This is a genomic window from Nocardia sp. NPDC003345 (assembly GCF_053589395.1).
In genome coordinates this window covers 1-24336 of record NZ_JBSFRU010000032.1, presented here as the reverse complement: position 1 = coordinate 24336, position 24336 = coordinate 1, and the positions used below count along the sequence as shown (strand labels likewise).

The 24336-nt window shown below is 69.2% G+C and carries 15 protein-coding genes and 1 tRNA gene; 9 read left to right on the top strand and 7 right to left on the bottom strand.

The genetic code is table 11. From position 1 onward, the window contains the following. Positions 1 to 87 precede the first annotated feature (87 nt). From ACWDU1_RS06505 to ACWDU1_RS06495, 3 genes are all read right to left on the bottom strand, one after another. Positions 88 to 9147, bottom strand: a complete 9060-nt coding sequence (locus ACWDU1_RS06505; RefSeq protein ID WP_449996267.1) for an amino acid adenylation domain-containing protein — start codon at positions 9145 to 9147, stop codon at positions 88 to 90. A 258-nt stretch (positions 9148 to 9405) separates the two neighbouring features. Continuing rightward, on the bottom strand, positions 9406 to 10389 hold the full coding sequence (locus tag ACWDU1_RS06500; protein ID WP_449996266.1) for a LuxR C-terminal-related transcriptional regulator: 984 nt from the start codon (positions 10387 to 10389) through the stop codon (positions 9406 to 9408). A gap of 74 nt (positions 10390 to 10463) precedes the next feature. Continuing rightward, entirely contained in the window at positions 10464 to 11288 is an 825-nt protein-coding gene (locus ACWDU1_RS06495) for a M23 family metallopeptidase (RefSeq protein WP_449996265.1), read from the bottom strand. A gap of 542 nt (positions 11289 to 11830) precedes the next feature. Here ACWDU1_RS06495 and ACWDU1_RS06490 point away from each other — a divergent pair. Then, positions 11831 to 12223 carry an SCO5389 family protein gene (locus tag ACWDU1_RS06490; RefSeq protein WP_449996264.1) on the top strand — a complete coding sequence of 131 codons (393 nt, stop codon included), beginning with the start codon at positions 11831 to 11833 and terminating at the stop codon, positions 12221 to 12223. Positions 12224 to 12275: 52 nt separating this feature from the next. Here ACWDU1_RS06490 and ACWDU1_RS06485 read toward each other — a convergent pair whose 3' ends face one another. Next, on the bottom strand, positions 12276 to 13913 hold the full coding sequence (locus tag ACWDU1_RS06485) for a long-chain fatty acid--CoA ligase (RefSeq protein ID WP_449996263.1): 1638 nt from the start codon (positions 13911 to 13913) through the stop codon (positions 12276 to 12278). A gap of 557 nt (positions 13914 to 14470) precedes the next feature. On the opposite strand from ACWDU1_RS06485, the gene ACWDU1_RS06480 reads away from it, so the two are divergent. Together ACWDU1_RS06480 and ACWDU1_RS06475 are read left to right on the top strand one after the other, a co-directional pair. After that, on the top strand, positions 14471 to 15931 hold the full coding sequence (locus ACWDU1_RS06480) for a flavin-containing monooxygenase (RefSeq protein ID WP_449996262.1): 1461 nt from the start codon (positions 14471 to 14473) through the stop codon (positions 15929 to 15931). Positions 15932 to 16010: 79 nt separating this feature from the next. Next, positions 16011 to 16083 (top strand) — tRNA-Arg (locus tag ACWDU1_RS06475). Between the two features lie 80 nt (positions 16084 to 16163). On the opposite strand, the gene ACWDU1_RS06470 is transcribed toward ACWDU1_RS06475, so the two are convergent. Further along, positions 16164 to 16463 (bottom strand): hypothetical protein, encoded by a 300-nt coding sequence (locus tag ACWDU1_RS06470; RefSeq protein WP_449996261.1) that lies wholly within the window; start codon positions 16461 to 16463, stop codon positions 16164 to 16166. 193 nt (positions 16464 to 16656) lie between these two features. Here ACWDU1_RS06470 and ACWDU1_RS06465 point away from each other — a divergent pair, with 193 nt between their 5' ends. Together ACWDU1_RS06465 and ACWDU1_RS06460 are read left to right on the top strand one after the other, a co-directional pair. Continuing rightward, entirely contained in the window at positions 16657 to 17877 is a 1221-nt protein-coding gene (locus ACWDU1_RS06465) for a helix-turn-helix domain-containing protein (protein WP_449996260.1), read from the top strand. Between the two features lie 145 nt (positions 17878 to 18022). Then, entirely contained in the window at positions 18023 to 19549 is a 1527-nt protein-coding gene (locus tag ACWDU1_RS06460; protein ID WP_449996259.1) for a hypothetical protein, read from the top strand. A gap of 413 nt (positions 19550 to 19962) precedes the next feature. Here ACWDU1_RS06460 and ACWDU1_RS06455 read toward each other — a convergent pair whose 3' ends face one another. Continuing rightward, positions 19963 to 20391 carry a hypothetical protein gene (locus ACWDU1_RS06455; RefSeq protein WP_449996258.1) on the bottom strand — a complete coding sequence of 143 codons (429 nt, stop codon included), beginning with the start codon at positions 20389 to 20391 and terminating at the stop codon, positions 19963 to 19965. A gap of 161 nt (positions 20392 to 20552) precedes the next feature. On the opposite strand from ACWDU1_RS06455, the gene ACWDU1_RS06450 reads away from it, so the two are divergent. From ACWDU1_RS06450 to ACWDU1_RS06440, 3 genes are read left to right on the top strand one after another with little or no spacing between them, the layout of a single operon-like run. After that, positions 20553 to 21203, top strand: coding sequence for a DUF998 domain-containing protein (locus ACWDU1_RS06450; protein WP_449996257.1), 651 nt, complete (start codon positions 20553 to 20555; stop codon positions 21201 to 21203). 51 nt (positions 21204 to 21254) lie between these two features. Then, positions 21255 to 21626, top strand: a complete 372-nt coding sequence (locus ACWDU1_RS06445; RefSeq protein WP_449996256.1) for a YciI family protein — start codon at positions 21255 to 21257, stop codon at positions 21624 to 21626. Next, complete coding sequence (locus ACWDU1_RS06440; RefSeq protein WP_449996255.1) at positions 21623 to 22843, top strand: RNA polymerase sigma factor; 1221 nt, start codon at positions 21623 to 21625, stop codon at positions 22841 to 22843. Before ACWDU1_RS06445 ends, ACWDU1_RS06440 begins: the two co-directional genes overlap by 4 nt. A 71-nt stretch (positions 22844 to 22914) precedes the next feature. Here ACWDU1_RS06440 and ACWDU1_RS06435 read toward each other — a convergent pair whose 3' ends face one another. Beyond that, positions 22915 to 23313, bottom strand: coding sequence for a RidA family protein (locus tag ACWDU1_RS06435; RefSeq protein WP_449996254.1), 399 nt, complete (start codon positions 23311 to 23313; stop codon positions 22915 to 22917). Positions 23314 to 23446: 133 nt separating this feature from the next. On the opposite strand from ACWDU1_RS06435, the gene ACWDU1_RS06430 reads away from it, so the two are divergent. Next, entirely contained in the window at positions 23447 to 24289 is an 843-nt protein-coding gene (locus ACWDU1_RS06430) for a helix-turn-helix domain-containing protein (protein WP_449996253.1), read from the top strand. Positions 24290 to 24336 lie beyond the last annotated feature (47 nt).

Genomic DNA, 24336 nt, shown 5'->3' with positions numbered 1-24336 from the left:
CGTCAGCTACACGTCATCGCGCTCCGCCGCCGCTCGGTGCCCGTTTCGCCCGGTCCCGGAGGGCTCGTCACCGGCCCCCGCCGACCACTATCGGCCCAGCAGCGTGGGCAGATCCAGCACGGTCTCGATCCCGGCCCAGCCCGCCCCGGGGTTCTCACCCCCGTCCAGGATCAGCGCGGTGAGATCCTCCAGCGCGTCCGGGTCGAGCGCGCGCAGTCCCGCACCGCCGGTCCACAGATGGGTCACCCATTCACCGGCGGGTGTGGTGTTGCCGGGCGCGCCCGGGGTCAGGACCACCGCGGCGCCGGCCGCGCCCGCCGCCACGATCTCGAGCACGGCGGCCGGATCGTCGCCGCGGCCGAACCGATAGGTCCGGGAGTCGTAACCGAGGCCGGTCGCGGCGTGCACCCGGGCGACCGCCGCCGCCAGCTGGTCGTAGCCGGCCCGCCATCCGGCGGCGTCCACCGTCACCGGGTCGGTGCCGCGCAGCGGCCGCACCCGGTGCGCGTAGGTCACCGGACGCGGCGATTCCGCGGCGATCTCGGCGGCCACGGCCGGATCGTCGAGCACCAGCCATTTCACTCCCGGCACCGCGGGTGCGGGCCCGGTCGTCAGGCCGGTTTCCACCACCAGATCGGCCACGGCCTCGTTCTCCCCGGTATCGGCGGGCACCAGCGCCGCACCGGCTTTGAGCACGGCCCAGATGGCGATCACCGCGTCGGTGCCGCGGGCCAGCGCGGTCACCACACCGGTGCCCGGGCCGCAGCCGCGGGCGATCAGCACCCGCGCCAGCCGCGAGGACCGGGCGTCCAGTTCCTGGTAGGTGAGCAGTTCTTCACCCCATACCACCGCCGGGCCGTCGGGATCGTCCTCCACCGACGCGCTCAGTGTCTGCGCGAGCGCGGCGCCCCCGGCGGCGGCCGCGGCGGCCGGTTCGCCGGTCGCGACAGTCGCGACGGTCCGAGGTCGTTCGGCCTCGTCGTGAATATCGATATCACCCACCGGGACCCACGGATCCGCGGCGACGGTGGCGAGGACGCGTTCCAGCCGGCGCCCGAACGATCGTGCGGTCTGCTCGTCGAACAGATCGGTGGCGTAGGTCAGTGCGGCCCGCAGTACCCCGGGGGTGCCATCGGATTCGCGGTCCGGGTCGATATCGATCTGCAGATCGAATTCGGCCACGAGGGTGCCCCGGACCAGGCCGCGGACCGAGAGCCCGGGCAGTTTCAGCGTGACCGGCTCGTTGTGCCGGACCGACAGCAGCACGCCGAACAGCGGATCGCGGGCGGTGGCCCGGTCCGGTGCCACCACTTCCGCGACCCGTTCGAAGGGGATGTCCGCGTTCGCGAATGCGGGAATATCCGTTTCCCGGGCGGCGTCGAGCAATTCGGTGAACGCGAGCGCCGGCCGCACCCGGGTGCGCAGGGCGAGGGTGTTGCCGAACAGGCCCACCTGGTTGTCCAGCGCATGCTCGTCGCGGCCCGCGACCGGAGTGCCGACGACGATATCGTCGGCTCCGGTGAGCCGGTGCAGCACTACGTTCACCGCCGCGTGCAGCACCATGAACAGAGTGGCGTCGCGGTCGCGGGCCAGCTGGTCCAGCGACCGGTGCACTCCGGCGTCCACCACGAACCCGGCGGTACCGCCACTCATCGACGGCAGCGCCGGGCGCGGCCGGTCCAGCGGCAGCCCCGGTTCCGCGGGCAGCCCGCGCAATCGGCCGCGCCAGTACTCCAGCTGCCGGGCGGCGACGGAGTTCTCTTCGCTGTCGTCGCCGACCACCGCGCGCTGCCAGAGCGCGTAGTCCGCGTACTGCACCGGCAGCGGCGCCCAGCGCGGCGATTCACCGCTGACCCGGGCCAGATAGGCGGTCATCAGATCGCGCGCGAGCGGGCCGAGCGAGGCGCCGTCGGCGGCGATCCGGTGCACGACCAGCGCGACCACGTATTCGTCCTCGCCGGTGGTGAGGAGCAGCCCGCGGATCGGTGCCTGGGCGGTGACATCGAAACCGGCGGTGCGCAGTTCACCGATCCGGCCCGGCGCGTCGTCGGTGCCGGCGACCTCGAGACCACCGCGCAGCACCTGGGCCACCGGCAGGATCTCCTGATAGGGCGAACCGTCCGGACCCACCGGGTATCGGGTGCGCAGGGACTCGTGCCTTTCCAGCACATCCGACATCGCGTAGCGCAGCGCCGAGGTGTCCAGCGCTCCGGTGAGACCGATGGCCAGCGGGATGTTGTAGGCGGCCGACTCCTGGTCGGACCGGTTGAGCAGCCACAACCGATGCTGAGCCGGCGAGAGCGGAATCCGTTCCGGCCGGTCCATCCGGTCCAGGACCGGCCGGGGCGTCTGCGGCCCCTCACCGGGCACGATCCCGGCGGCCAGCGCCGCGACCGTCGGCGTATCGAACAGCGTCCGTACCGCGAGATCGGCCGACAGTGCTGCGTTGATCCGCGCCACCGCCCGGGTCGCCAGCACGGAATTACCGCCGAGGGCGAAGAAATCGTCGTCGGCGCCGACCCGTTCGGCGCCGAGCAGATCGGCGAAGATCTCCGCCACCGCCGTCTCCGCCCGGCCGGCCGGCGCGGTGTAGGGAGTCCGGCTCACGATCGCGGAATCCGGCAGCGCCGCGCGATCGAGTTTCCCGTTCGGGGTCAGCGGCAGGGCGTCGAGTACCAGCACCACGTCGGGAACCATGTAGTCGGTGAGGAATTCCGCGACCTGCTCGCGTAACCGCGCCGGGTCGGGCGCCACCTCGTGGCCGGCCTCGGGCACCACATAACCGAAAAGCCTGTCCCCGGCATCGCCGGGGCTACGCACCAGCGCCACCGCCCGGCCCACGCCCGGGCAGCGCAGCAGCGCGGCCTCGACCTCACCGAGTTCGATCCGGAACCCCCGCAACTGCACCTGGGTGTCGCCGCGACCGGCGTACTCCAGAGTCGCGCGGCCGCCGAACGCGGCCCAGCGGCCGATATCGCCGGACCGGTACATCCGGGAACCGGGCGCGCCGAAGGGATTCGCGACGAAGCGGGTGGCGGTCGGGCCCGGCCGGTTCGGGTAGCCGCGGGTCAGCTGGTCACCCGCGACGTAGATCTCGCCCGGCACGCCGACCGGCGCGGGATGCAACCGGTCGTCCAGGACGAAGGCGTCCAGCCCGGGCAGCGCCCGGCCGATCACACTGGCCGGGCTGTCGACGAGTTGTTCGTCCAGTGCCAGGAACGAGACATGCACCGTGGTCTCGGTGATGCCGTACATATTGACCAGCCACGGCGATTCGGCGCCACCGTGGCGCTCGTACCAGGAGCGCAGCCGGCGCAGATCCAGCGCCTCGCCACCGAACATCACATAGCGCAGCGCCATCGTGCCCGCGGACTCGCCGTTATGCGCGACCCGGTCGGCCTCGGCCAGCTGATAGAAGGCCGACGGCGTCTGGTTGAGCACCGTCACCTGTTCGCGGATCAGCAGTTCCCGGAACAGTTCCGGCGACCGTGAGGTCGGATGGTCGACCACCACCACCGAGCCGCCGCTGGCCAGCGCGCACCACAGTTCCCACACCGAGAAGTCGAAGGCGAAGGAGTGGAACAGCGTCCAGATATCGGCGTCGTCGAATTCGAACAGCAACTGGGTGTTGGCGAACAGTTCCACGACATTGCGGTGCGCGACTGCCACGCCTTTCGGGACGCCGGTCGACCCCGAGGTGTAGACGACATACGCCGTGTTGCCCGGGCGCAGCGGCGCCCGGCGGTCCGAATCGGTCACGGGGGCCGGGGAATGGTGGGCGGTGTCCTCGATCAGCACCACCGGCGTGGTCCCGGCGGGAATCGCGGCCGGCTCGGAGCCGGTGGTGAGGATCGCGGCCGGGCCGGCGTCGGAGAGGATGAATTCCAGCCGGGTCCGCGGGTAGGTCGTATCGATGGGCAGATATCCGGCACCGGCGAGCAGGACCCCCAGCAGCGCGACCGGCAGTTCCGCGGTCCGCGGCATCGCCACCGCCACCAGCGTTTCCGGCCCCGCGCCGGCCTCGATCAGCCCGCGCGCCACCCGCGCCGAACGCGCCAGCAGTTCCTCGAAGGTGAGGGTGGTGTCACCGCAGCGCACCGCCCGCGCCCGCGGCCGCAGCCGGGCCTGCGCCTCGATCAGGTCGACGAGCGTCACCGCCGGCACCGCGGCCCCGGCGCTGTTCCATTCCCGCAGTACGAGTTCGCGTTCACCGGGAGCGAGCAGGTCGATATCGCCGACCGTGACGCCGGGGTCGGCGGCCACGGCGGCCAGGACCCGCAGCAGCCGGTCGGCGTGGTCGCCGACGGTCGCCGAATCGTAGAGATCACGGGCGTAGGTCAAGGTCAGCGTCGCGTAGTCGCCGCTGTCCACCAGATCGACCCGCAGATCGAGGGTGCCGGGCAGGGCACCGGGCTCCTCGTCGGCCGCCAGCAGCACCCGGAACGGCGGATGCCCGGCGACCGTGCGCACGGTATCGATCAGCGACCCGAGCCGTTCGCCGCCGCGCCCCATCGTGCCCAGCGCCGCCCCGCGCGCTTCCCGCGCCGAGGCCAGCAGCGCGTCGAAGGTCGACGCCGGATCCACCTCGGTATGCAGTACGGCCAGGCCGGCCGCGGAATCGTGCGCGGTGAACGCGCCCACGGCGATGTCCCGGGTGCCGGAGAGCCGGGCGAGCAGCGCCGCCAAACCCGCTTGGACCACCGTGAACTCGTCGGTGGCCCGTGCCCGCGCCACGGTGTTCAACGCGTCGAGCAGCGCGACGTCGACTTCCCGCGACACCTGCCCGCTGCGCCGCGAAGGCGTGGCCGGGCGCGGCCGGTCGGCGGGCAGTTCACCGTGCCCGCCGAGCGCGCCGGGAGCATGCCACCAGTCCGGCGCCGGCAGCGCCGTACCTTCCGCGGGCACCGCGAGCAGTTGCCCGACCAGTGCGTGCAGCAGTGCGCCGAGCGCCCGAGCTGCGGTTTCGGCGACGGTATCGCGCCGGTACCACAACCGCAGCAGCATCCTGTCGCCCGCTTCCACCACCAGGGTCACCGGATAGTGGGTGAAGGTCTGGGAGGTGAGATCCACGATCTCCAGACCGTCGGCACCGCCGCTCGCCGCCCGCAGTCCTGCCGCGTCGACCGGATAGGCCTCGTAGGCCAGCAGGGTGTCGAACAGCCCCGCCGCGCCGGGCAAGATATCGGTGAGCCCGAGGTACTGGTGTTCGGCCAGGGCGGCCTGTTCGGACTGGATGCGGATGAGCAGATCCCGCACCGTCCAACCGGGCTCGAAGCGTACCCGCACCGGAACGGTGTTGGTGAACAGGCCGGCGATCTCCCCGGCCCCGCTCAGTTCCGGCGGCCGGCCCGAGACCACCGCGCCGAATACGATGTCCTCGCGGCCGGTCAAACTCGCCAGCAGCAGCGCCCACAGCGCTTGGACCACGGTGTGCACCGTGACTCCGGCCTCCGCCGCGTAGGCGGTCATCGCCGCGGTCTCGGTCTCGGTCAGCGCGAGAGCGATTTCCCCGACACCGGTTCCGGGTTCGGCGGGTGCGGCCAGAACGGCGGCGAGCTCGGTGGGCCGGGCACCCGTCAACACCTCCGACCAGCGGTCGCGGCCGGCCTCGGTGTCCTGGTGCGCCAGCCAGGTGAGGTAGTCGCGGTAGGCCGGCGCCGGCGGTAGCCCGGCACGGTCGCCGCGCCGGGCGTAGATCGTGAGCAGATCCTGCAGCAGGATGGGCATCGAGTGGCCGTCGAAGAGCAGATGGTGGGCGGCCAGCGCGAAATGCGTCCGCCCGGACACCGTGCGGTACACCGTGATCCGCAGCAGCGGCGCGGTATCGACCTCGAACCGGATGAGCCGTTCGGCCGCCAGCAGTTCGGGCATCTCGTAGTCGCCCACATTGTCGACCACCCGCCACGGCACCTCCGCATGGTCGGTGACCAGCTGCACCGGGCTGCCGTCGGCGGTGGTCACGAACGCGGTGCGCAGTATCGGATACCGGTCCAGCAGACCCTGCGCAGCAGTATGCAGCCGCTCCAGGTCGACCGTGCCGCCGAGTTCGAGGGCGAACAGCATCACGTAGTCGTCGGGGCTCCCGGCGGTGAACTGGGAGTGGAAGAACAGGCCGGCGCCCAGCGGCGACAGCGGCAGTACCTCGGCCAGGCCGGGGTAGGCGGCGCGCCAGGTGTCGAGTTCGCCCTGCCCGACCCGCACCAGCGGCAGATCGGACGGGGTCGGACCGCCCGCTTCCGGGTCCTGGGTGTGCCGGGCGATCGCGGTGATGGCGGCCAGCCACTCATCGGCCAGTTCGCGTACCGCGGTCTCGTCGAGCAGGTCGGCGGCGTAGGCGAACGAGACGGTGATCCCGCCCCCGGCGGCGGCGACGGCGTGGATATCGATCGCCGGACCGGCGGGCATCCCGCGATCGAATTCGGTCTCGAACGCGCCCAGGTCACCGGTGGGCAGCCAGGCCGTATCGCCGTTGCCGGCCGGCGCGTCCCCGGCGGAGTTCCGGTCCCGGTAGCCGAAGCCGATCTGCGCGACCGCACCCGCGCCCAGTTCGCCGCCGGTCTCGGGCGCGAGCCGGCGCAGCAGCCCGAAGCCGATACCCCGCCCGGGCACCGCGACCAGCTGTTCCTTCACCGAACGCAGCAGCGCCGCGGTCGATTTACCGCCTGCCAGCGCGGCCCGTGGGTCGATATCGGAGAGATCCAGCGCCACCGGGTACGCGGTGGTGAACCAGCCGACGGTACGGGTGATATCGGAACCCGGCACGACGGATTCCTCACGGCCGTGCCCTTCCAGGCGGATCCGGGTGACCGCGCTGTCCACGCCCCGCCGCGCGCGCCAGTTGCGCACGGCCAGCGCCAGCGCCGCCAGCAAGGGATCGACCACGCCGCACCGGTACATACCCGGAACCTCGGTGAGCACGATGGCGGCGATATCGGCGGGCACCTCGACGGCGAACCGGCGCACCGTGTCGTAGGTGTCGACGGCCGGATCCAGGGGGCGCGAACCGATCAGCGGATCGGGGGTGGCGAGCACCTTGCGCCAGTACGGAAATTCCCCGGCGCGTTCGGCGTCACCGGCGGCATCCACCAGGCCGTGTGCCCAGCGCCGGAACGAGGTACCGGCAGCGGGCAGTTCGGTGCGCCGGCCCAGCGAAACCTGTGCCCAGGCCTGCACCAGGTCGGAGATCAGGATCCGCCGGGAGATATCGTCGAAAACATAGTGGTGCACGGCGACCAGTAGCGCGTCACGCGCGTCCGGGCGGCGCAGCCAGGTCGCGGCGACCATCCGGCCACCCAGTGGATCCAGTTGCGCCACCGTCGAACTCATCGCGGCGCGGGCCAGTTCGGTGACCTCGGCACGGCCGCTACCCGCGGGCACCTCCACCTCGGAGACCAGCGCGCTCACCGCCATCGGCTGCGATTCGGGCACCTCGAGCCGGTACCCGCCGTCCGCGGCGACCAGTCGCGCGCGCAACATATCGTGGCGGTCCATCACCGCCCCCAGCGTCGCGGCCAGGCCGGCCCGATCGATGCCCTCGGGTAGCGCCAGCGCCATACTCCGCGCGAATCCGGGATGCACACCCTCGTCGAGATATCGAGCGAGGATCGGGGTCGGCGGCACATCACCGAGGCCGCCGCCGGGTAGTTCGGTGAGCAGCCGGTCGGCGGACACATCCGCGGCCGGCGCCACCGCGGCGAGTTCGGCGACCGTATCCCGCTGTGGCAGCACCCGGGGGACCTGCGCCGTCGAACCCGACGACACCGTCTCATCCACGGTCACCGCGTTTCCGGGGCCGGGATGGCGGGCGAGTACGTCCCCGGTCTCGCCGAGTTCGATCCGGGAGGCGCTCGTTTCCACGTGCGAATCGGTGCGGCCCAGGTATTCGATCTGCTCACCGTGCGGGGTGTCGACGCGGCGCACCAGATCACCGGTGCGGTACATCCGGGTGCCCGGCGCACCGAGGCCGGCACCGAACGGCCCGGCCACGAAACGCTGCGCGGTGAGCGCGGGACGGTTCATATAGCCGTGTGCCAGCGGTGGACCCGCCAGATACAGTTCGCCGGCCACGCCGGAGGGCACCGGACGCAACCGCGCGTCGAGCACGAAGGCGGCCACCCCGTCGAGTGGGGTGCCGAGGGTGACGGTCTCGTCCGGGGCCAGCATGCCGGTGCCGGTCGCGAGGATGGTGGTCTCGGTGGGGCCGTAGGAATAGACGAAGGCGTGTTCCCGCGCCCAACGGCCGACCAGTTCCGGCCCGCACCGGTCACGGACCGCGACGGCCATCGCGAGGTCGATGAGTCCGGTGGGGTCCACGGATTCGAGGGCCGCGGGGGTCGAGATCATATGGCTGACCCGCTCGCGACGGGCCAGATCGGCCACCTCCTGTCCACCCGGCGTCCCGGCGGGCACGATCACCAGGGTCGCGCCGCTGGTGAAGGTGAGCAGCAGTTCCAGGATCGAGACGTCGGAGTCCGGGGGGCACAGATGGGTCACCCGGGAGTCGCTGGTGATCCCGTAGTGCTCGCCGGCCGCCGCGACCACCGGCGCGAGGCCGCTGTGGGAGACCATCACGCCCTTGGACTCACCGGCGGGCTCCGAGGTGTAGACCACATACGCCGGGTGTCGTTCGTCGAGCAGGCGCACCCGGTCGGCGTAGGAGATGGGGTGGCGCGGCCGCCGCGCGATCCGCTGGGCCTGCACCGGATCGTCGAGTTCGACCCAGTACAGGGACCGGCCGAGCGCGTATCGGTGCTTCGAGGTGGTGAGACCGAGCGCGGCTCCGGAGTCGGTGGCCAGGTGGCCGATGTGGTCGGCGGGATCGTCCGGGTCGATGGCGACGTGGGCCGCGCCGGTTTTGGCGATGGCCCAGACGGCCAGCACCGACTCCGGGCTGCGCGCGATACCGATCGCCACCACATCGCCGGGACCGATACCGCGTTCGATGAGCTCGCGGGCGAGCTGCGAGGACGCCTCGTCGAGCTGCTGGTAGGTCATTTCCCGCTGATCGGCGGGTTCGCCTGTCGGGTTGTAGCGGATCGCGACCTCGGCGGCGGCGGATTCGACCGCGGCGGTCAGCAGCTGTCCGAAGTGGGGGCTGCCCGAGCGGCGCCGACGGCTACCGCGAGAAGGACGACGGGCAGTTTCCATTCCAGTGCAATCGCCTCTCGCGTCGAGCCAGGACCCCGCCCGCCCCTGCGCGCCCGCATGGCGAAGGGGCATCTCGACCGAGGGCCGGGCGCGGTCCGGCGCCATCATAAACGGGAGTGGCCGATGTGGCCGCCCGGGGAACGAAACCGGCGGACGCCGTCTGCCGCTCCCGGCACGCGCCCGCCGAATCGTCTCCGGACGCCTACACCGCCGCCATACCGCCCGGCGTCACGGACCGGCCGCTACCGGCGCACCGGATCAGAGCCAGCCGCGGCGGATCGCCTGCACTCCGGCCTGGAACCGGGTACTGGCCCCGAGCCGTTCGAGCAGCCGCGCGGTACGCCGCACCACCGTGCGCCGTGACATACCGAGCCGGCGCGCGATCGTATCGTCGGTGGCGCCCATGCTCATCATGGTGAGGATCGCCCGGTCGCGTTCGTCGAGTTCGTCGGCGGCGGGCCGCACCGAGATTGGTGCGGACAGGGTCCACAGCACATCGAAGCTACGGGTCAGCATGTCCAGTAGCGGCGACCCGCTGATCCGCAGGGCCATCGGATCGGGCCGGCGTTCGTCGGTGTGCAGTACGAGGCTGGCGCGTTCGTCGTCGGCGATGATGAGTTTGAACGGCGGATCGGGCAGCGTACGGGCCTGGGCGCCGCGCGCATTGGTGGCCAGGGTGTGCCGTAGCCGGTCCGCGTCCTGGTAGATCGTGTCCTGGTAGAGGATCCGGTACCGGACGCCCTCGGCCATCCGGGCCTGCTTCAGCTCGGAGATCCGGCTGTCGCGTTCGGGATCGCTCAGATGCGGACTGCGGTCGACCATCTTCACGGATTCACCGGCGTTGGCGTGCAGGGCCTCGAAATCGGCGAGCAGTTCCGCCCGTTCGAAAACGGGAACCACCACACCGTTCCAGCCCTGCGAGCGCCGGACCGACCGGAAGGTCTCGCTGAGCCGGGCCGCGGCGGCGTGCATGGTGCTGATCTGCTGGCGGCGCCGTCGTGCCTCGGCTTCGGACAGCGATTCCGGCGCGTGCGCGTCCCAGCGGGCCGTCCCGTCCGGGTCGGTGATCCGGACCGCGGCCCGCAGACCGCACAGTTCGGCCAGCGCGGTTTCGGTATCGGTCTCCGAGAGTCCGGTGTGCCGGGCGATCTCCACGAGCGCCGACCTGGGTCGATGCACCAGGGTCGCGTAGACACGACCGTGGATCGAGTCGGGTTCGAAGATTTCGGCCAGTTCGGTCACGCCGGGAGTTCGCAGTTCTGCCTGCAACCCCGTAGGGGTGGCAAGTATCGGACGTTCGAGGGAGCTCGTCGAGCTCAGTGCGAGGGACCCCACTCCAGCGGCACCCCCTTGGAAACCATCCAGTTCATCGGATCGATCTTGTTGCCGGCCTGATCCCAGATCTCCAGGTGGAGATGAGGTCCGGTGGAGTTGCCGCGGTTGCCGACCGTGGCGATCACATCGCCGGCCTTCACCCGCTGCCCCTGCGTGACATACATATCGTTGACATGGCCGTAGACGCCGGTGGTGCCGTCGTCGTGCAGCACCCGGACCCACATGCCGAAACCGGACGCCGGCCCGGCCTCGATCACGGTGCCGTCGGCGATCGACTTGATCGGGGCGCCGAGCGAATCGGCGAAATCCACCCCGTAGTGCATCGAACCCCAGCGGCTGCCGTACTGCGAGCTGATGGCGCCGGCCACCGGGCGCACCGCGGTGGCGGGCGCGAACTGCTGCTGCAGCTGATGCAGCTGCTGTTCGGCATGCGCGAGTGGGGCGGCGACCTCGGGCGGCAGATTCTGCAGGCCGAACGGCGCGGCCACCGGGGCCGGGGCCGCGATCGGAGCGGCCCGCACCGGGGCGGGGGCGGCGACCGGGGCCGGCGCGGCCAGTTTCTCGGCGACCGACTCGGCCTGCCGCGGCGCGGGTGCGACCGATTCGGCCTCGAGGGCATCGTCGTGGCCGCCGCCGGGCAGCAGCGGCGTGGCGTATGCGAGGGCGGGAGCGAGCTGAGAGGCGGTGCCGATCAGCGCACCGGCCGCGACCGCGGCGCCGGCGGCGGCACGAACTTTTTCTCCCTTGGTGGCATCGGCACGGTGGCGACGCGGGCGGGTGGTGACTTCGTCGCCGATCAGGCTCATCACGGTGATAGAGCTCGGGCCTAGTCGATGATGCGCCAAAGGTCGGTCCTCGCTATCCGGTCAACATGTTCACGAACGCCGCGTACGGATCCAGGCGCTTCGGCTATTGCTGCAGCTCCGGGTGAACGTAACGTTTCGGCATCCGTTGTGACGGTAACTCTACCGCCCCGTGACCATATCGCAACCTTTTCGAAAAACGACCTGGTCAGAGCGATGGAACCCAATGTGAAACGGTTACGATCGCCCCGGTTTCCGTGATATTTCCACACCCCTGAACAGATCGGTCACCCGGCCCCGGGAACACGACAGCAACTCCGCCCGCCCGGCGCCACCCGAACCCCCATGGCGAGCCTCGCCCCACCCTCGCAGACCGCCCACCACCTCGGGCAAAACCTTCGCTACCACGAAATACGCGACCCTCGAACAACTTTCGTCGCCGATTCACTGCTATTGACAACCAATTTCGATTAGACTCGGCCGGGCAGATCTGCCGCGGAGTTCCGCACCACCAGTCACAGACCCAGTGCACCCAGGAGGTCACCGTGTCCCTAGATGTCCCCACCGCTTTACTGGAACGCGCCGAGCGCGGCGAGATCGATGACGCCGAATTCGTCGAATGCGTCCGCACCTCGCTGCCCTACGCATGGGAGGTCGTGAGCCGCGTCGCCGGCGAACTGGGTTCCGGCACTGCCGAATTCGCCGACAACGAGACCGAACCGCCGGACGAGACCGCCCGCGGCCAGCTGCTGCGGGCCCTGGCCTCCGACGCCATCCGCGGCGGCCTGGAACGGCATTTCGGCGTGAAACTGGCGTTCCAGAACTGCCACCGCGTGGCCGCGTTCCCGCTGGCCGCCGTCGGCGGCGAGACCTACAACCGGTTCATCAGCCCCCGGAACCAGCTCCTCAACCAGAGCCCGGAACTGCGTAACTGCTGACTGCGTCCGTTCCCCGGCGCGAACCGAACGCTCGCGCCGGGGAACGCCCCGCTCAGCGCACTGTCGTCACATCCAGCTCACCGTCGGCGTGCCGCGCCCGCAGCACCTTCTTGTCGAACTTGCCGACACTGGTCTTGGGCACCTCGGCGATGAAGGTCCAGTACTCCGGCAGCTGCCATTTCGCGAACTTCCCGGACAGGAATTCGCGCAGTTCCTCCGGAGTCACCGTCGCCCCCTCGGCCGCCACGATGGCCGCCAGCGGGCGTTCGTCCCATTTCTCGTCCGGGATACCGATAACCGCCGCCTCGGCGACCGCCGGATGCCCCATCACCGCGTTCTCCAGGTCCACCGAGGAGATCCACTCGCCACCGGACTTGATCACGTCCTTGGACCGGTCCACCAGGGTCAGATACCCGTCGGCGCTGATCTTGCCCACGTCACCGGTACGCAGCCAGCCGTCGTCGAATTTGCTCGGATCCACCTCCACCCCGTCGGGGGCGTAGTAGGAGCCCGTGATCCAGGCCCCGCGCACCTCGACCTCGCCGAGAGACTGCCCGTCGTTGGGCACCACGCTCCCGTCGTCGCCGACCAGCCGGGCCCGCACGCCCGCCGGGAACCGCCCCTGGGTGACCCGGTACGCCCAGGCCTCCTCCTCGCTCACGCCCTGCGGCGGCTGCGCGACACTGCCGAGGGGCGAGGTCTCGGTCATCCCCCAGGCATGGATCACCCGTACGCCGTGTTTCTGCTCGAACGCCTTCATCATGGCCGGAGGCGCGGCCGAACCGCCCACCACCACCGAGCGCAGATGGGTGATGTCCTGCGGTGCCGCTTCCAGCGCCGCGAGCACCCCGCCCCAGATCGTCGGAACCGCCGCCGCGAAGGTGGGTTTCACCGCCGCCATCATCTCCAGCAGCGGCACCGGCTGCAGGAACCGGTCCGGCATCAGCACATTCGCACCGGACATCAGCGCCGCGTAGGGCAGCCCCCAGGCATTCGCGTGGAACAGCGGCACGATCCCGAGCATGGTGTCGCCGTTACCGATTCCCATCGACGACGGCGTGGTCGCCTGCAGGGCGTGCAACCAGTTGGACCGGTGCGAATAGACGACCCCCTTGGGGTCGCCGGTGGTGCCCGAGGTGTAGCACATGGCCGCGGCCGCACGCTCGTCGAGCACCGGGAAGTCGTAGGTGGCAGGGTATTTCGCCAGCAATTCGGCGTAGTCGTGCACGGTGACACCCGCCGGCGCCTCGACCGCCGCCACATCCCCGTTCACCACGATCACGTGCCGGACCGTTTTCAGATGCGGCAGGTACTGCCCGAACATCGGCACCAGGCTGCCGTCCACCAGCACCACCTGGTCTTCGGCATGGTTGGCCACGAAGATCAGCTGTTCGGGCGAGAGGCGGATGTTCAGCGCGTGCAGCACCGCCCCCATCGCCGGTATCGCGATATAGGCGAGGAAATGCTCGTTGTTGTTCCACATGAAGGTGCCGACCCGGTCGCCCTCGCCGATACCCAGATCGGTCAGCGCGTTGGCCAGCCGCGCCGAATCCGCGCCGACCTCGCGATAGGTGGTGGTGCGGATGCCGTCGCCGGTCCAGGTGGACACCGTGGAATCTCCGAGGAATGTGGACGCGTAGCGCAGCAGATTCGCCAGCGACAACTGGTCGTCCATCATCGTGCTCAACATCGGGAAAACCCCTCACTTCTCTGGGTGGCGGACGGTGGCGCTGTGAGCCCGCCCGCTTCCCGGTGAGACACAGAAGCGGGCATGACTCACATCACACAGCCGCAGACTACCGTGGAGTAGCGACGCGCGGTGAGGGTCGGAAGAAACGGGGGAATCACGCCGAGCCCGCAGGTCAGCGGGGTGAAAGTGAGGCCGGGCGCCCGCACTACCGGACACGGGATGAGACGCAGCGCCCGCGACGCCCCCTGCGGGCCACCGGCACTGCGCCATCGCCGCCGAGCACTCGTATGTGATAACCGGGATTTCGGCTCACTGCCAAGTCAGATAACGGAATGACATCCAAACGAGACACAGCCCGCAACCGTGTACCGACTGATGGGACGAATTCCGCCCAGCGGAACACTTCTACCACCCGTTATTCCTGGAACGCACTAAATTAGTACTTAAATCCGGCCTCACTTACATATGCACGGGCACCCCGGATTCGTGGCCGAAAATATGGATTCACTGTCCGTGCTTCTCTTCGATCCACACCCCCGCCGCCCTACTCTTGGAGCATGACATCGCCGTCGATCATCATCATCGGGGCCGGGTTCGGTGGCCTCGGCATGGGACTCGAGCTCCTGCGTTCCGGTATCAGCGATTTCACCATCGTGGAACGCGCCGAAGACTTCGGCGGCGTGTGGCGGGAGAACACCTACCCCGGCGCCGCCTGCGATGTGCCCTCCCCGCTCTACTCGTGGTCGTTCGAACCCCGCAGCGATTGGCCCCGGCGCTTCTCCGAGCAGGCCGATATCCACGACTACATGCGCCGCGTCGTCGGCAAATACGATCTCGAACGCAAGATCCGCTTCGGCACCGAGATCAGCGACGCCGAATACGACGAGAAGACCGCCACCTGGCAGATCCGCACCACCACCGGCGACACCCTCACCGCCGACGTCCTGATCTCCGCCGTCGGCCAGCTCTCCCGCCCCGCGATGCCCGCCATCCCAGGTATCGACACCTTCGCCGGCCCCGCCTTCCACTCCGCCGAATGGGACCACACCGTCGATCTCACCGGTAAACGGGTCGCCTGTATCGGCACCGGCGCCAGCGCCATCCAATACATCCCCCGCATCCAGCCCCTCACCGAACACCTCACCCTGTTCCAGCGCTCCGCCGCCTGGGTACTGCCCAAGGCCGACGCCGCATACGAACCCCGCCACCACGCCGTCTTCGAATACCTCCCCCCGATCCGCTGGGCCGAACGTTTCGGCTGGTGGATGTTCTTCGAGGTGATGGCGCTGGCCCTCACCGACCTCCAAGGCATCCAGAAACCGGTGGTGAAGGTCACCGACGGCCACCGCGCCCGCCAGGTCCCCGACCCGATCCTGCGCGAAAAGCTCACCCCCGACTACGCCCCCGGCTGCAAACGCGCCCTCTTCTCCAACGACTACTTCCCCGCTCTCGCCCGCCCCAACGTCACCGTGGAAACCAACGCGATCACCGAGATCACCGCGACCGGCGTCCGCACCGCCGACGGCATCCACCACGAGGTCGACGTCATCATCTACGGCACCGGTTTCAAGGGCACCGAATTCCTCGCCCCCATGAACATCTACGGCACCGGCGGCCGCAAACTCGCCGACACCTGGGCCGCCGAAGGCGCCCGCGCCTACCTCGGCGTCTCGGTCCCGAAATTCCCCAACCTGTTCATGATGTATGGCCCCAACACCAATGTCGGCTCCGGCTCCATCGTCTACATGCTGGAATCCCAGGCCCGCTACATCCGCCAAGCCGTCGACTACCTGCGCGCCAACCCCGGCCGCGGCGTCGCCGCCCGCGCCGAGACCGAGCAGCGCTGGGACCGCTGGCTCCAGAAACGCTTGAAGGACACCCCCTGGAACTTCTGCTCCAGCTGGTACCGCAACGCCTCCGGCCGCATCACCAACAACTGGCCGGGCGCCACCGTCCTCTACCGCTGGAAAACCCGCCGGTTCGACCCCTCCGACTACGAAACCACCCTCGCCTCCTGAGGGGTCCGGGGCCGGTCATACGACGATGCGGCTCCCGGGTGGGGGACCCGGTAGACTCCAGCCCACTGGCCACGGCCGGGCCCTCGTAGCTCAGGGGATAGAGCACCGCTCTCCTAAAGCGGGTGTCGCAGGTTCGAATCCTGCCGAGGGCACAACATCTACGCAGGTCAGACAGGATTATTCTGCGGTACGCCTAGCGGCAGACCGACCGCTACCGCGAAGCCGAGTGCGATCACCGCACGGCCCCGAACATGGACCATCGGGCGAAGCTCAGCCGGGGCAACACCGTCTCCACGTCGGCAATGTCCATCACCGCGTTCAGTTCCAGCGGGCGGAGGTGATCCGGCGCGAGCAATATCACCACATCCGCCCCTGAGTTCCGCACCTGATCGACCACCGCCAGCACCGAACACTGATCCGGCCAGATGAGCCGGTAGCCGAGTCGCTGCCCCAACTTTCGCACCGCCGCCCAGTCCGCGTCCGGCGCGGCACTCACCTCGTCGTCTACCCATCCCAGCGCTATCGGTTCCATCGAATCCCCTGTTGTCCGGCCGGCTCCCGTGGTGTGCACCCGCCGCCGGAGGCTCGATGATCCGGCGGCGGGGCTGCAGAAAGCTTCACAACCTGGGCGAACAGCTCGGTTCCCATCGGGAACCGATGGACAACGCACGTAATATGTGCTGTGTAGGCGAGGAGACCCGACAGCGAAAGCGCAGGTACGCGGGATGGCCGACGAACCGGATTTCTATATCGGACAGCGGGTGCGTGAGATTCGCGCCCGGCGTGGCATATCTCAGCAGGTACTCGCAGATCGGGCCGGACTGCACCGCTCGGTGATTGCGAAGTATGAGGCCGGATTACGGCCGATCGATTCCCGCCGCACACTGCTCGCGCTGGCTTCCGCGCTCGGGGTCACCATGGGCGACCTCACCGGACACAAAGACGACAAGTTCGATCCGGCCGTCGCCGGAGTGCACAGCTCGGTACCGGATATCGAGACCGCGTTCTGGGCGGAGGGCGATCTCACCGACACCGTGCCGCCCCGCTCGCTGGACGAGCTGGCGAACGTCGCACTGGAAGTGGAAAAGCTCAGTGTCCGGTGTGATTACGCGCGCCTCGCCCCGCGGCTCGCACCGTTGATCACCGAAACCTACCAGGCCGTTCACAGCACCGAGGGTGCGGAGCGTGACCGGGCGTGTGATGTGCTGGCCTCCGCCGCCATCACATCGGCCGCGGTCCTGCGGCGGTTCGGGCACACCTCCCTGGCATGGACCGCGACCCGAGCGGCGGAGACCGCAGCACGCAACACCGGTAGTGCCGCTGCCCTGTCTGCCTCCGCGTTCTCGCGCTCTCAGATGCTCATGACCCGCGCGGGTGGGCTGCGCGCTGCACTCCGGCACGCGGAGACCGCCGCTGATGAGCTCAGCCCCGCCGCGCGCACCGTGGGAGACGTCGAACACTCCGGGATGCTTCGGCTGCAAGCAGGTCTGGCTACCGCCGCCACGGGCAGCGACCCCGAAGCACACTTCGCGGAGGCAGTCGAGCACACGGCCAAGCTCTCGGCCGCCGAGCCTGGAACACCGTTACTGCGTAACCCCACCTTCGGCCCCGCAAACGTCGCGCTCTGGCGGCTTTCAGCCGCAATGGAACGGCGCGACGCGGAGCAGGTACTCACTCTCGCGCCCGCCCTCACGCCGGAGGAGCTGCCGTCCGCGGGGCGGCGGGCACAGTACTTCGTGGAAGTCGGTCGGGCACACGCGCTGCGCCGGGACTACCAGCGCTCGTTGCACGCACTGTTGCGGGCTGAACACGCCGCCCCGCAGAAGGTCCGGAACATGGGCCATGTCCGCGAAGTGGTCGGGTTCATGCTGCGCGGCGCGAGGCGTGACCTGGCCTCCGGCGATCTGGGGAAGCTCGCGAAGCGGGTCGGCGTCGTTCCTGTGTGACTGGCACCGGGGCGGCGTGAACCGTCCTGGATCCGGTGGGGACCCGTTGCCGACGCAGGCACCGGCTATGACGCCTCCGGCCGAGAACCGCACCTGAGAACCGGGATCGGTGTGTGCGTGGGTGCGTGTGTGTGAGGATGCTGTCGTGCCGGACTGGACCTATCACCCGCTGCGGCCGGCGGCCAACGCTCTCGTCGGGGAGCGGCGTGCGCAGCGCTGGGCGCTGCGTCTCCTCGGCACCCTATCGGCGATGCCGAGTGGGGCGGCAACCATCCGGAGAGTTTTCGATCATCCGGAGCCGCCGGCGGACTGGGCGAACAGGTTCGGGGCCGCCGTGCCGGTATCGGCCGCCAGGGACGCGATCCGGGCGCTGCCGCCACAGGGTGCCGGGTTCGTGGAGGTCGGCCCGGTCGATGCCACGACGGTGGCGACGCTGCGGGAGGCCGCGCGCGGGCGCCGCTGCCGGGTGATCGCGCGGGTCACGGATGAGGACGTGGCGGCTGACCTGGCGGACGCCGTGGACGAGGTGCTGGTCGGCGAAACAAGCAGCGATAGAAAGTATCTGACGGATCCCGACATCACCGAGGCGGTGCGAGCGCTGGCCGACCCGGGTACCACTGTGGTCGCGACACCCGCCCTGCTGGTCGCGGCCGGTCCCGGCTGGTTCCAGCGGGTGATCGAGGCAGCCGCTCCGCCCGTTCCGCCCGCGCCGACCCTGCGCGAAGTCCCGCTCGACCCACGCCGGTGGCCCGGCTGGTTCTGGAGCCTGCTGGTCGGCATCGGCATGGTCGTGGCCGGCCTGGGCGCGGCAGCTATCACGCTCGGCCCGGTGCTGCTGTGGTACGACCGCGACTATCTCGGCACCGACGTCGACGGCCTGCACCGCATCAATCACCACCTCGTGCATTTCCTGCAGCACGATCGAATCACCATGGCGGGAAACATGGTCGCGATCGGCTCGATGTACATCGGGCTGGCCTGGGGCGGTATCCGCCGCGGGTGGGCGTGGGCCCGCACCGCGCTGCTGCTGTCCGGGCTGGTGGGGTTTCCGACGCTGTTCTACTTCCTGTTCATCGGGTTCGTCGAGCCGTTGCACGTCGCGGTGACGATGGTGCTCTTCCCGATGTTCCTCCTCGGCGTCCGGCGCACACCCGGACCACCCTCACGCCGGTCATCTCCCCCGTGCCCGGAGCCGGTACGCCGCCGCGCGCTGATCGGACAGTTGCTGACGGTCGGGACCGGTGTAGGCGTCGTGATCGGCGGCATCGTCATCTCGACAGTCGGGCTGACCGTCGTATTCGTACCCACCGACCTGGACTTCCTGCACACCGACGCGGATACGCTGCGTGCCGCCAATGCGAACCTGCTGCCGTTCACCGCGCACGACCGGGCCGGGTTCGGTGGGGCACTGATAGCGACCGGGGTGGGCATCGTGCTTATCGGGATGTGGGGCTGGCGACAAGGCGAGGCCTGGGTCTGGTGGTCACTGCTCGGGGCGGCGGCCGCGGGCTCGGTCAGCGCGCTGGCCGTCCACTTCCTGATCCACTACACCGCGTTCATCCATCTGCTGCCGGTGTATGTCGGCACCGCCCTGCTCGTCGTCGCGCTCGCACTCTCCCGCGCCTTCCTGGTGGAGCCGCGACCGGCAGATATCGAATTCCCGCAACGGTGACCGGAACGCGGTCACCGCGAGTGCTTCGCGGGCAAAGGGCCGAGCAGCCGCCGGACGCTCTCGATCGGCGCACCGGCATTGATCGGCCGGCGACGCGGCGGCTGCCGAAGTCCGTGCAGGGGTGAACCCGGCGGGCACCCTTGTACAGCTCGGTCATCGCCGACTCCCGAAAGGGAGGGGCCGAGTAGGAAGCCACTCAGGCGACGCCGGTGTCGACCACACCCCATCACCGCCGAGGCGTCTTTCGCGGCCTGACCGGTGGCGTCCAGCGCTGAGCCTCACGCAGGACGTCTCGGTCACGCAAGCTCAGCTGTTCGATGGCCAGGGCGGGTCGAGGTGGTTCGCACTCTTCTGCCGATTTACGGGTAGTGGCGGTGTCTCCGAGCCGGGACGCCCGGCTCGGAGACACCGGATCAGACGCGGGTCATCGTGGAGGAGTATCCGCCGCCTCCGGGATAGACCCATTCGCCGGTGACCGTGTCCCCCGTCGAATCGAAGGTGCCGCGGTAATAGGCGGGACTGTCTTTGGCGCCGGCCCAGATGGTGAGGGTGTCCCCGGTCAGGTCGTAGACGTAGTCGAAGCTGCGTCCGACGGAGTCGTAATAGCGCGAGACCACATCCGGCCCGGTCGGTTCACCGAACGGGCGCAGATTGCCGATGACTTCGATGCCGGTGACAGCTTGGCCGTCCTGCTCCAGCTCGATGTGCTGGAGCAGAAAGAACCGGCCCGCCATCCATTCGTACCGGACCGTTCCTTGGGCACCGCCGGTGACTCGCCAGGTGCCGACCAGGCGGTCCAATGCCCGTAGTTCGGGAGTGGGCTGGGGCTGGGTCTCGATCATCTCGTTCTCCTCGGTAGGGGTGTTCGTCCGCCGTTACCTCGGAGCCGCCGAGCGATCCTCGACACCGGTTTATGTGATCTGAATCACTTTCGAATGGTGTCGAGATGCCACGGCCGGCTCCGAGGTAGCAGCGAAGACCCCGATCGAGGAAGGAATTAACGATGACTCTCACTGCTGGAGCTCCCCCTACCCGCCACATCCCGGAGCGGTTGTCCGGCCGTCTACTGTTCGCCGGTGCTGCCGCCGGACCGCTGTTCTTCGCTTCGGCGATCACTCAGATGCTCACCCGCGACGGCTTCGACATCACCCGGCATCCGATCAGCCAACTCGCCACCGGAGACCTCGCGTGGATCCAGATCGCGACCTTCGTGACCGCGGGTGCGGGCGCGCTGGCGCTGGCGGTGGGCCTCGGCCGCACTTCGGCGGCGGGCACCGGTCGCCGGGCATTGCCGGTTCTGGTGGGGGTGTTCGGAGTGGGGATGATCGCAGCCGGCGTCTTCACCATGGACCTGGAAAAAGGATTTCCGGCCGGAACTCCAGATGAGCCGGTTGCGCAGATGTCCTGGCACAGCATCGCCCATTCGGCATCTGCCGCGGTAGCTTTCACCGCGCTGGCAATCGCGGCTCTCGTGCTCGGCGTGCGGTGCGCTCGTCGCCGAGCGGCGTTGCCCGCGGTGGCGAGCGCGTTGGCCGGGCTGGTGCTGCTGGTACCGATATCGCCCGAGTACATGAGCATTCAGATCGCGGTCAACGGCCTGGTCGCATTCACCTGGACCACCGCGCTGGCGATCTCCCAGCGTCGCGGCGCCTGATCGATCGGCCCACGATACCGTCACAGCAACCGCCCACCGAGAGGCCGGACCATGAAATATCTACTGCTCGGTTACACCCCCGCGACCGACTGGGACACCGAAAGCGCCGACAGCCCCTCGGCCGAAGCGTTGGCCGCTTTCGCCACCTATCGGCAACTCGAGCAAGAACTGATCGCCTCCGGCGAATTGGTCACCACCGAGGGCCTGGGCCACCCGGCGGTGAGCACCACCCTCCGCAAGACCGCCGACGGTGTGATCGCCACCGACGGCCCCTTCGCCGAGCTGAAGGAGGTCCTGGCCAGCTTCGCCGTTATCGATGTCGCGGGCCACGAACGCGCGGTCGAGATCACCGCACGGATCGTCGAGGCGCTCGGCGAACCGATCGAGATCCGCCCGATCATGGGTGCGGACTTCACCGCGTGACCCCCTCGATCGAGGATCTGCTGCGCGCCGAAGCGCCGCAGGTCATCGGGGCTCTGGTGCGCCGGTTCGGGCACTTCGATATCGCCGAGGACGCGGCACAGGAAGCATTGCTGAGCGCGGCCCGGTCCTGGCCGGTCGACGGTATCCCGGACAACCCGCGCAGTCGCCTCATCCGGATCGCCTACCGGCGGATGATCGATATGCTGCGGGCCGATCAGGCGCGCCGCCGCCGCGAAATCGACGCGGCGGCAAGGGCCGAGCCGCTGCGGACCGCGCACCACTCGGACGTCGACGACAGCTTGACCTTGCTGCTGCTGTGCTGTCACCCCGCACTGGGCCACACCGCCCAAGTCGCCCTGACGTTACGCGCGGTCGGTGGACTCACTACAGCCGAGATCGCGCACGCCTACGGCACGACCGAAGCCACCATGGGCACTCGGATCAGCCGCGCCAAAAAACAACTCGCCAAAGCCGGCGCGCGCTTCACCCCACCGACCGACGCCGACCGCGACCAGCGCCTGGCCGCGGTCCTGCGCGCTCTCTATCTCATCTTCAACGAGGGCTACACCGCCACCACCGGCGGCGAACTCGTCCGGGTGGACCTCACCGCCGAAGCCGTCCGGCTGACCAGGATGCTGCACGACACCGTCCCCGGCGACGCCGAGGTGACCGGCCTGCTCGCGCTGATGCTACTCACCGAATCCCGCCGCGCGGCCCGCACGCATGCCGGAGAACTGGTCCCCCTCGACGAGCAGGATCCCGCCCGCTGGAACCACAGCCTGATCGAGGAGGGCACCGCCCTGATCGACAGTGTCTGGAACCACGGACCGGCGGGCCCCTACCGAATCCAGGCCGCCATCGCCGCGCTGCACGTCGCGGGCGCGCCGGCCGAAACCGATTGGCCCCAGATCGCGCTGCTCTACCTGTGGCTCGAACGACTCACCCCGACCCCGCCCGTTCAACTCGCGCGGGTCGTGGCCGTTGCCCACGCCTACGGCCCCGCACGCGGACTGGCGCTACTCGACGACCTCAACCGACGCCACCACCTGGATCGCAATCCGCTCACCCGGCAGCGTGAACACGCTGTTCGCGCTCATCTTCTCCAGCAAACCGGAGACCGCGCCTCCGCGACCCGGCTCTTCCGCCGAGCAGCCGACCTCACCGGCAACACGGTCGAACAACGGTACCTACGCGCGAAAGCCGATCACCCCGAATGAGTTCCGAACGCTCGGGTGAAACCATCCGACGGACGACGGGACCGTGTGGCGAAGGCGGCCGCGCAATTCCACTATTCAACCGTGCAGAGGGCGATGACTTCGATTTCGATCTGCCATTCCGGCTGAGCCAGCGCGGACACCTCCAGGAGGGTATCCGCCGGATAGGGCTCGGCGAGAAACTCGGCGCGCAGTTCGAGGACATCAGGGAGATTGACCGCCATATCGCGCACGAAGATGCCGACCTTCACCACATCGGCCAGCGTCGCGCCCGCTGCGGCCAGCACGGTCTCGACGTTGCGGAAGGCCTGGCGACCTTGCGCACGGAAGCCTCCCGGCACTGTCGTGCCGTCCTCGGTGAAACCGGCCTGACCCGATACGTAGATCATTCCGTTGGCCACGACGGCCTGGGAGATGCGATAGGGGTGATACCAATCGGGGTCGGTGGCGATCCTGTGGATTCGGGCGGCCATCGGGCAGTCCTTTCGCTGGTCGGTGCGCGGTGTCCGCACTGAGCTTGACCAGCGTCGGCTCCGACAGCCAGCCCCTGATGCACCCAGGACGGGTCAACCTGGGTCCGACCGACCCACCATATAATCGCCCTTTGTGGGCGATGTTGAGCAAATCGGCAGTTTCCTGGCCTCGCGCCGTGGGCGGCTCCGGCCGGAAGACGTCGGGCTCCCCTACTTCGGCACCCGGCGGCGCGTGCCCGGCCTGCGGCGCGAAGAACTCGCACAAATCGCCGGTATCAGCGCCGACTACTACGCGCGTTTGGAGCAGGGACGGCTGGAGAACGTCTCCACCGAGATCCTCGACGCGGTCGCAACCGCTCTGCAACTGAGCCCCGATGAGCGCATTCACCTACACAACCTGGCACGCCCACCGGCGCCGGCCGACCTCGCCGAGCCGCCGACCTTGCGCCCGGCCCTGCGCGTACTCTTGGCCGCGCTCGAGTTCGTGCCCGCCTACATCATCGGCCATCACACCAATCTGCTGGGCTGGAATCGGGCGGCGGAATTGGTCTTCGGGATCGATTTCGCCGAGTTACCGGGCGAGCAGCGCAACTGGACCCAACTGGTCTTCCTGGATCCCCGTATCCGCGCGCTGTTCGCCGACGAGTACCCCGCCCTGGCTCGCCAGGTTGCCACCGATCTGCGCTTGCGGATCGGCCACCGGCCCGGCGATGCCACCCTCGCCGCGCTGATCACACGAATGCGGACGGCCAGCACACAGTTCGACGAGCTCTGGACCAGCCATGACGTCAACGACGTGACGTTCGGCACCTATTGCATCCAGCACCCCGATATGGGCCGGATCGAGCTCGACTACGAGTTCTTCTCGCCGATAGCCGATCCGGGGGTCCGCGCCCTGGTGACCTACACCGCCGAGCCCGGCAGTCGCACCGAACAGGCGTTACGCACGCTCATCGAGCGCGACCGGCAAAGCTAGGTCTGCCGGAACCAGGTTCTCGGAACAGCGGTACGCCGGGCACTGGT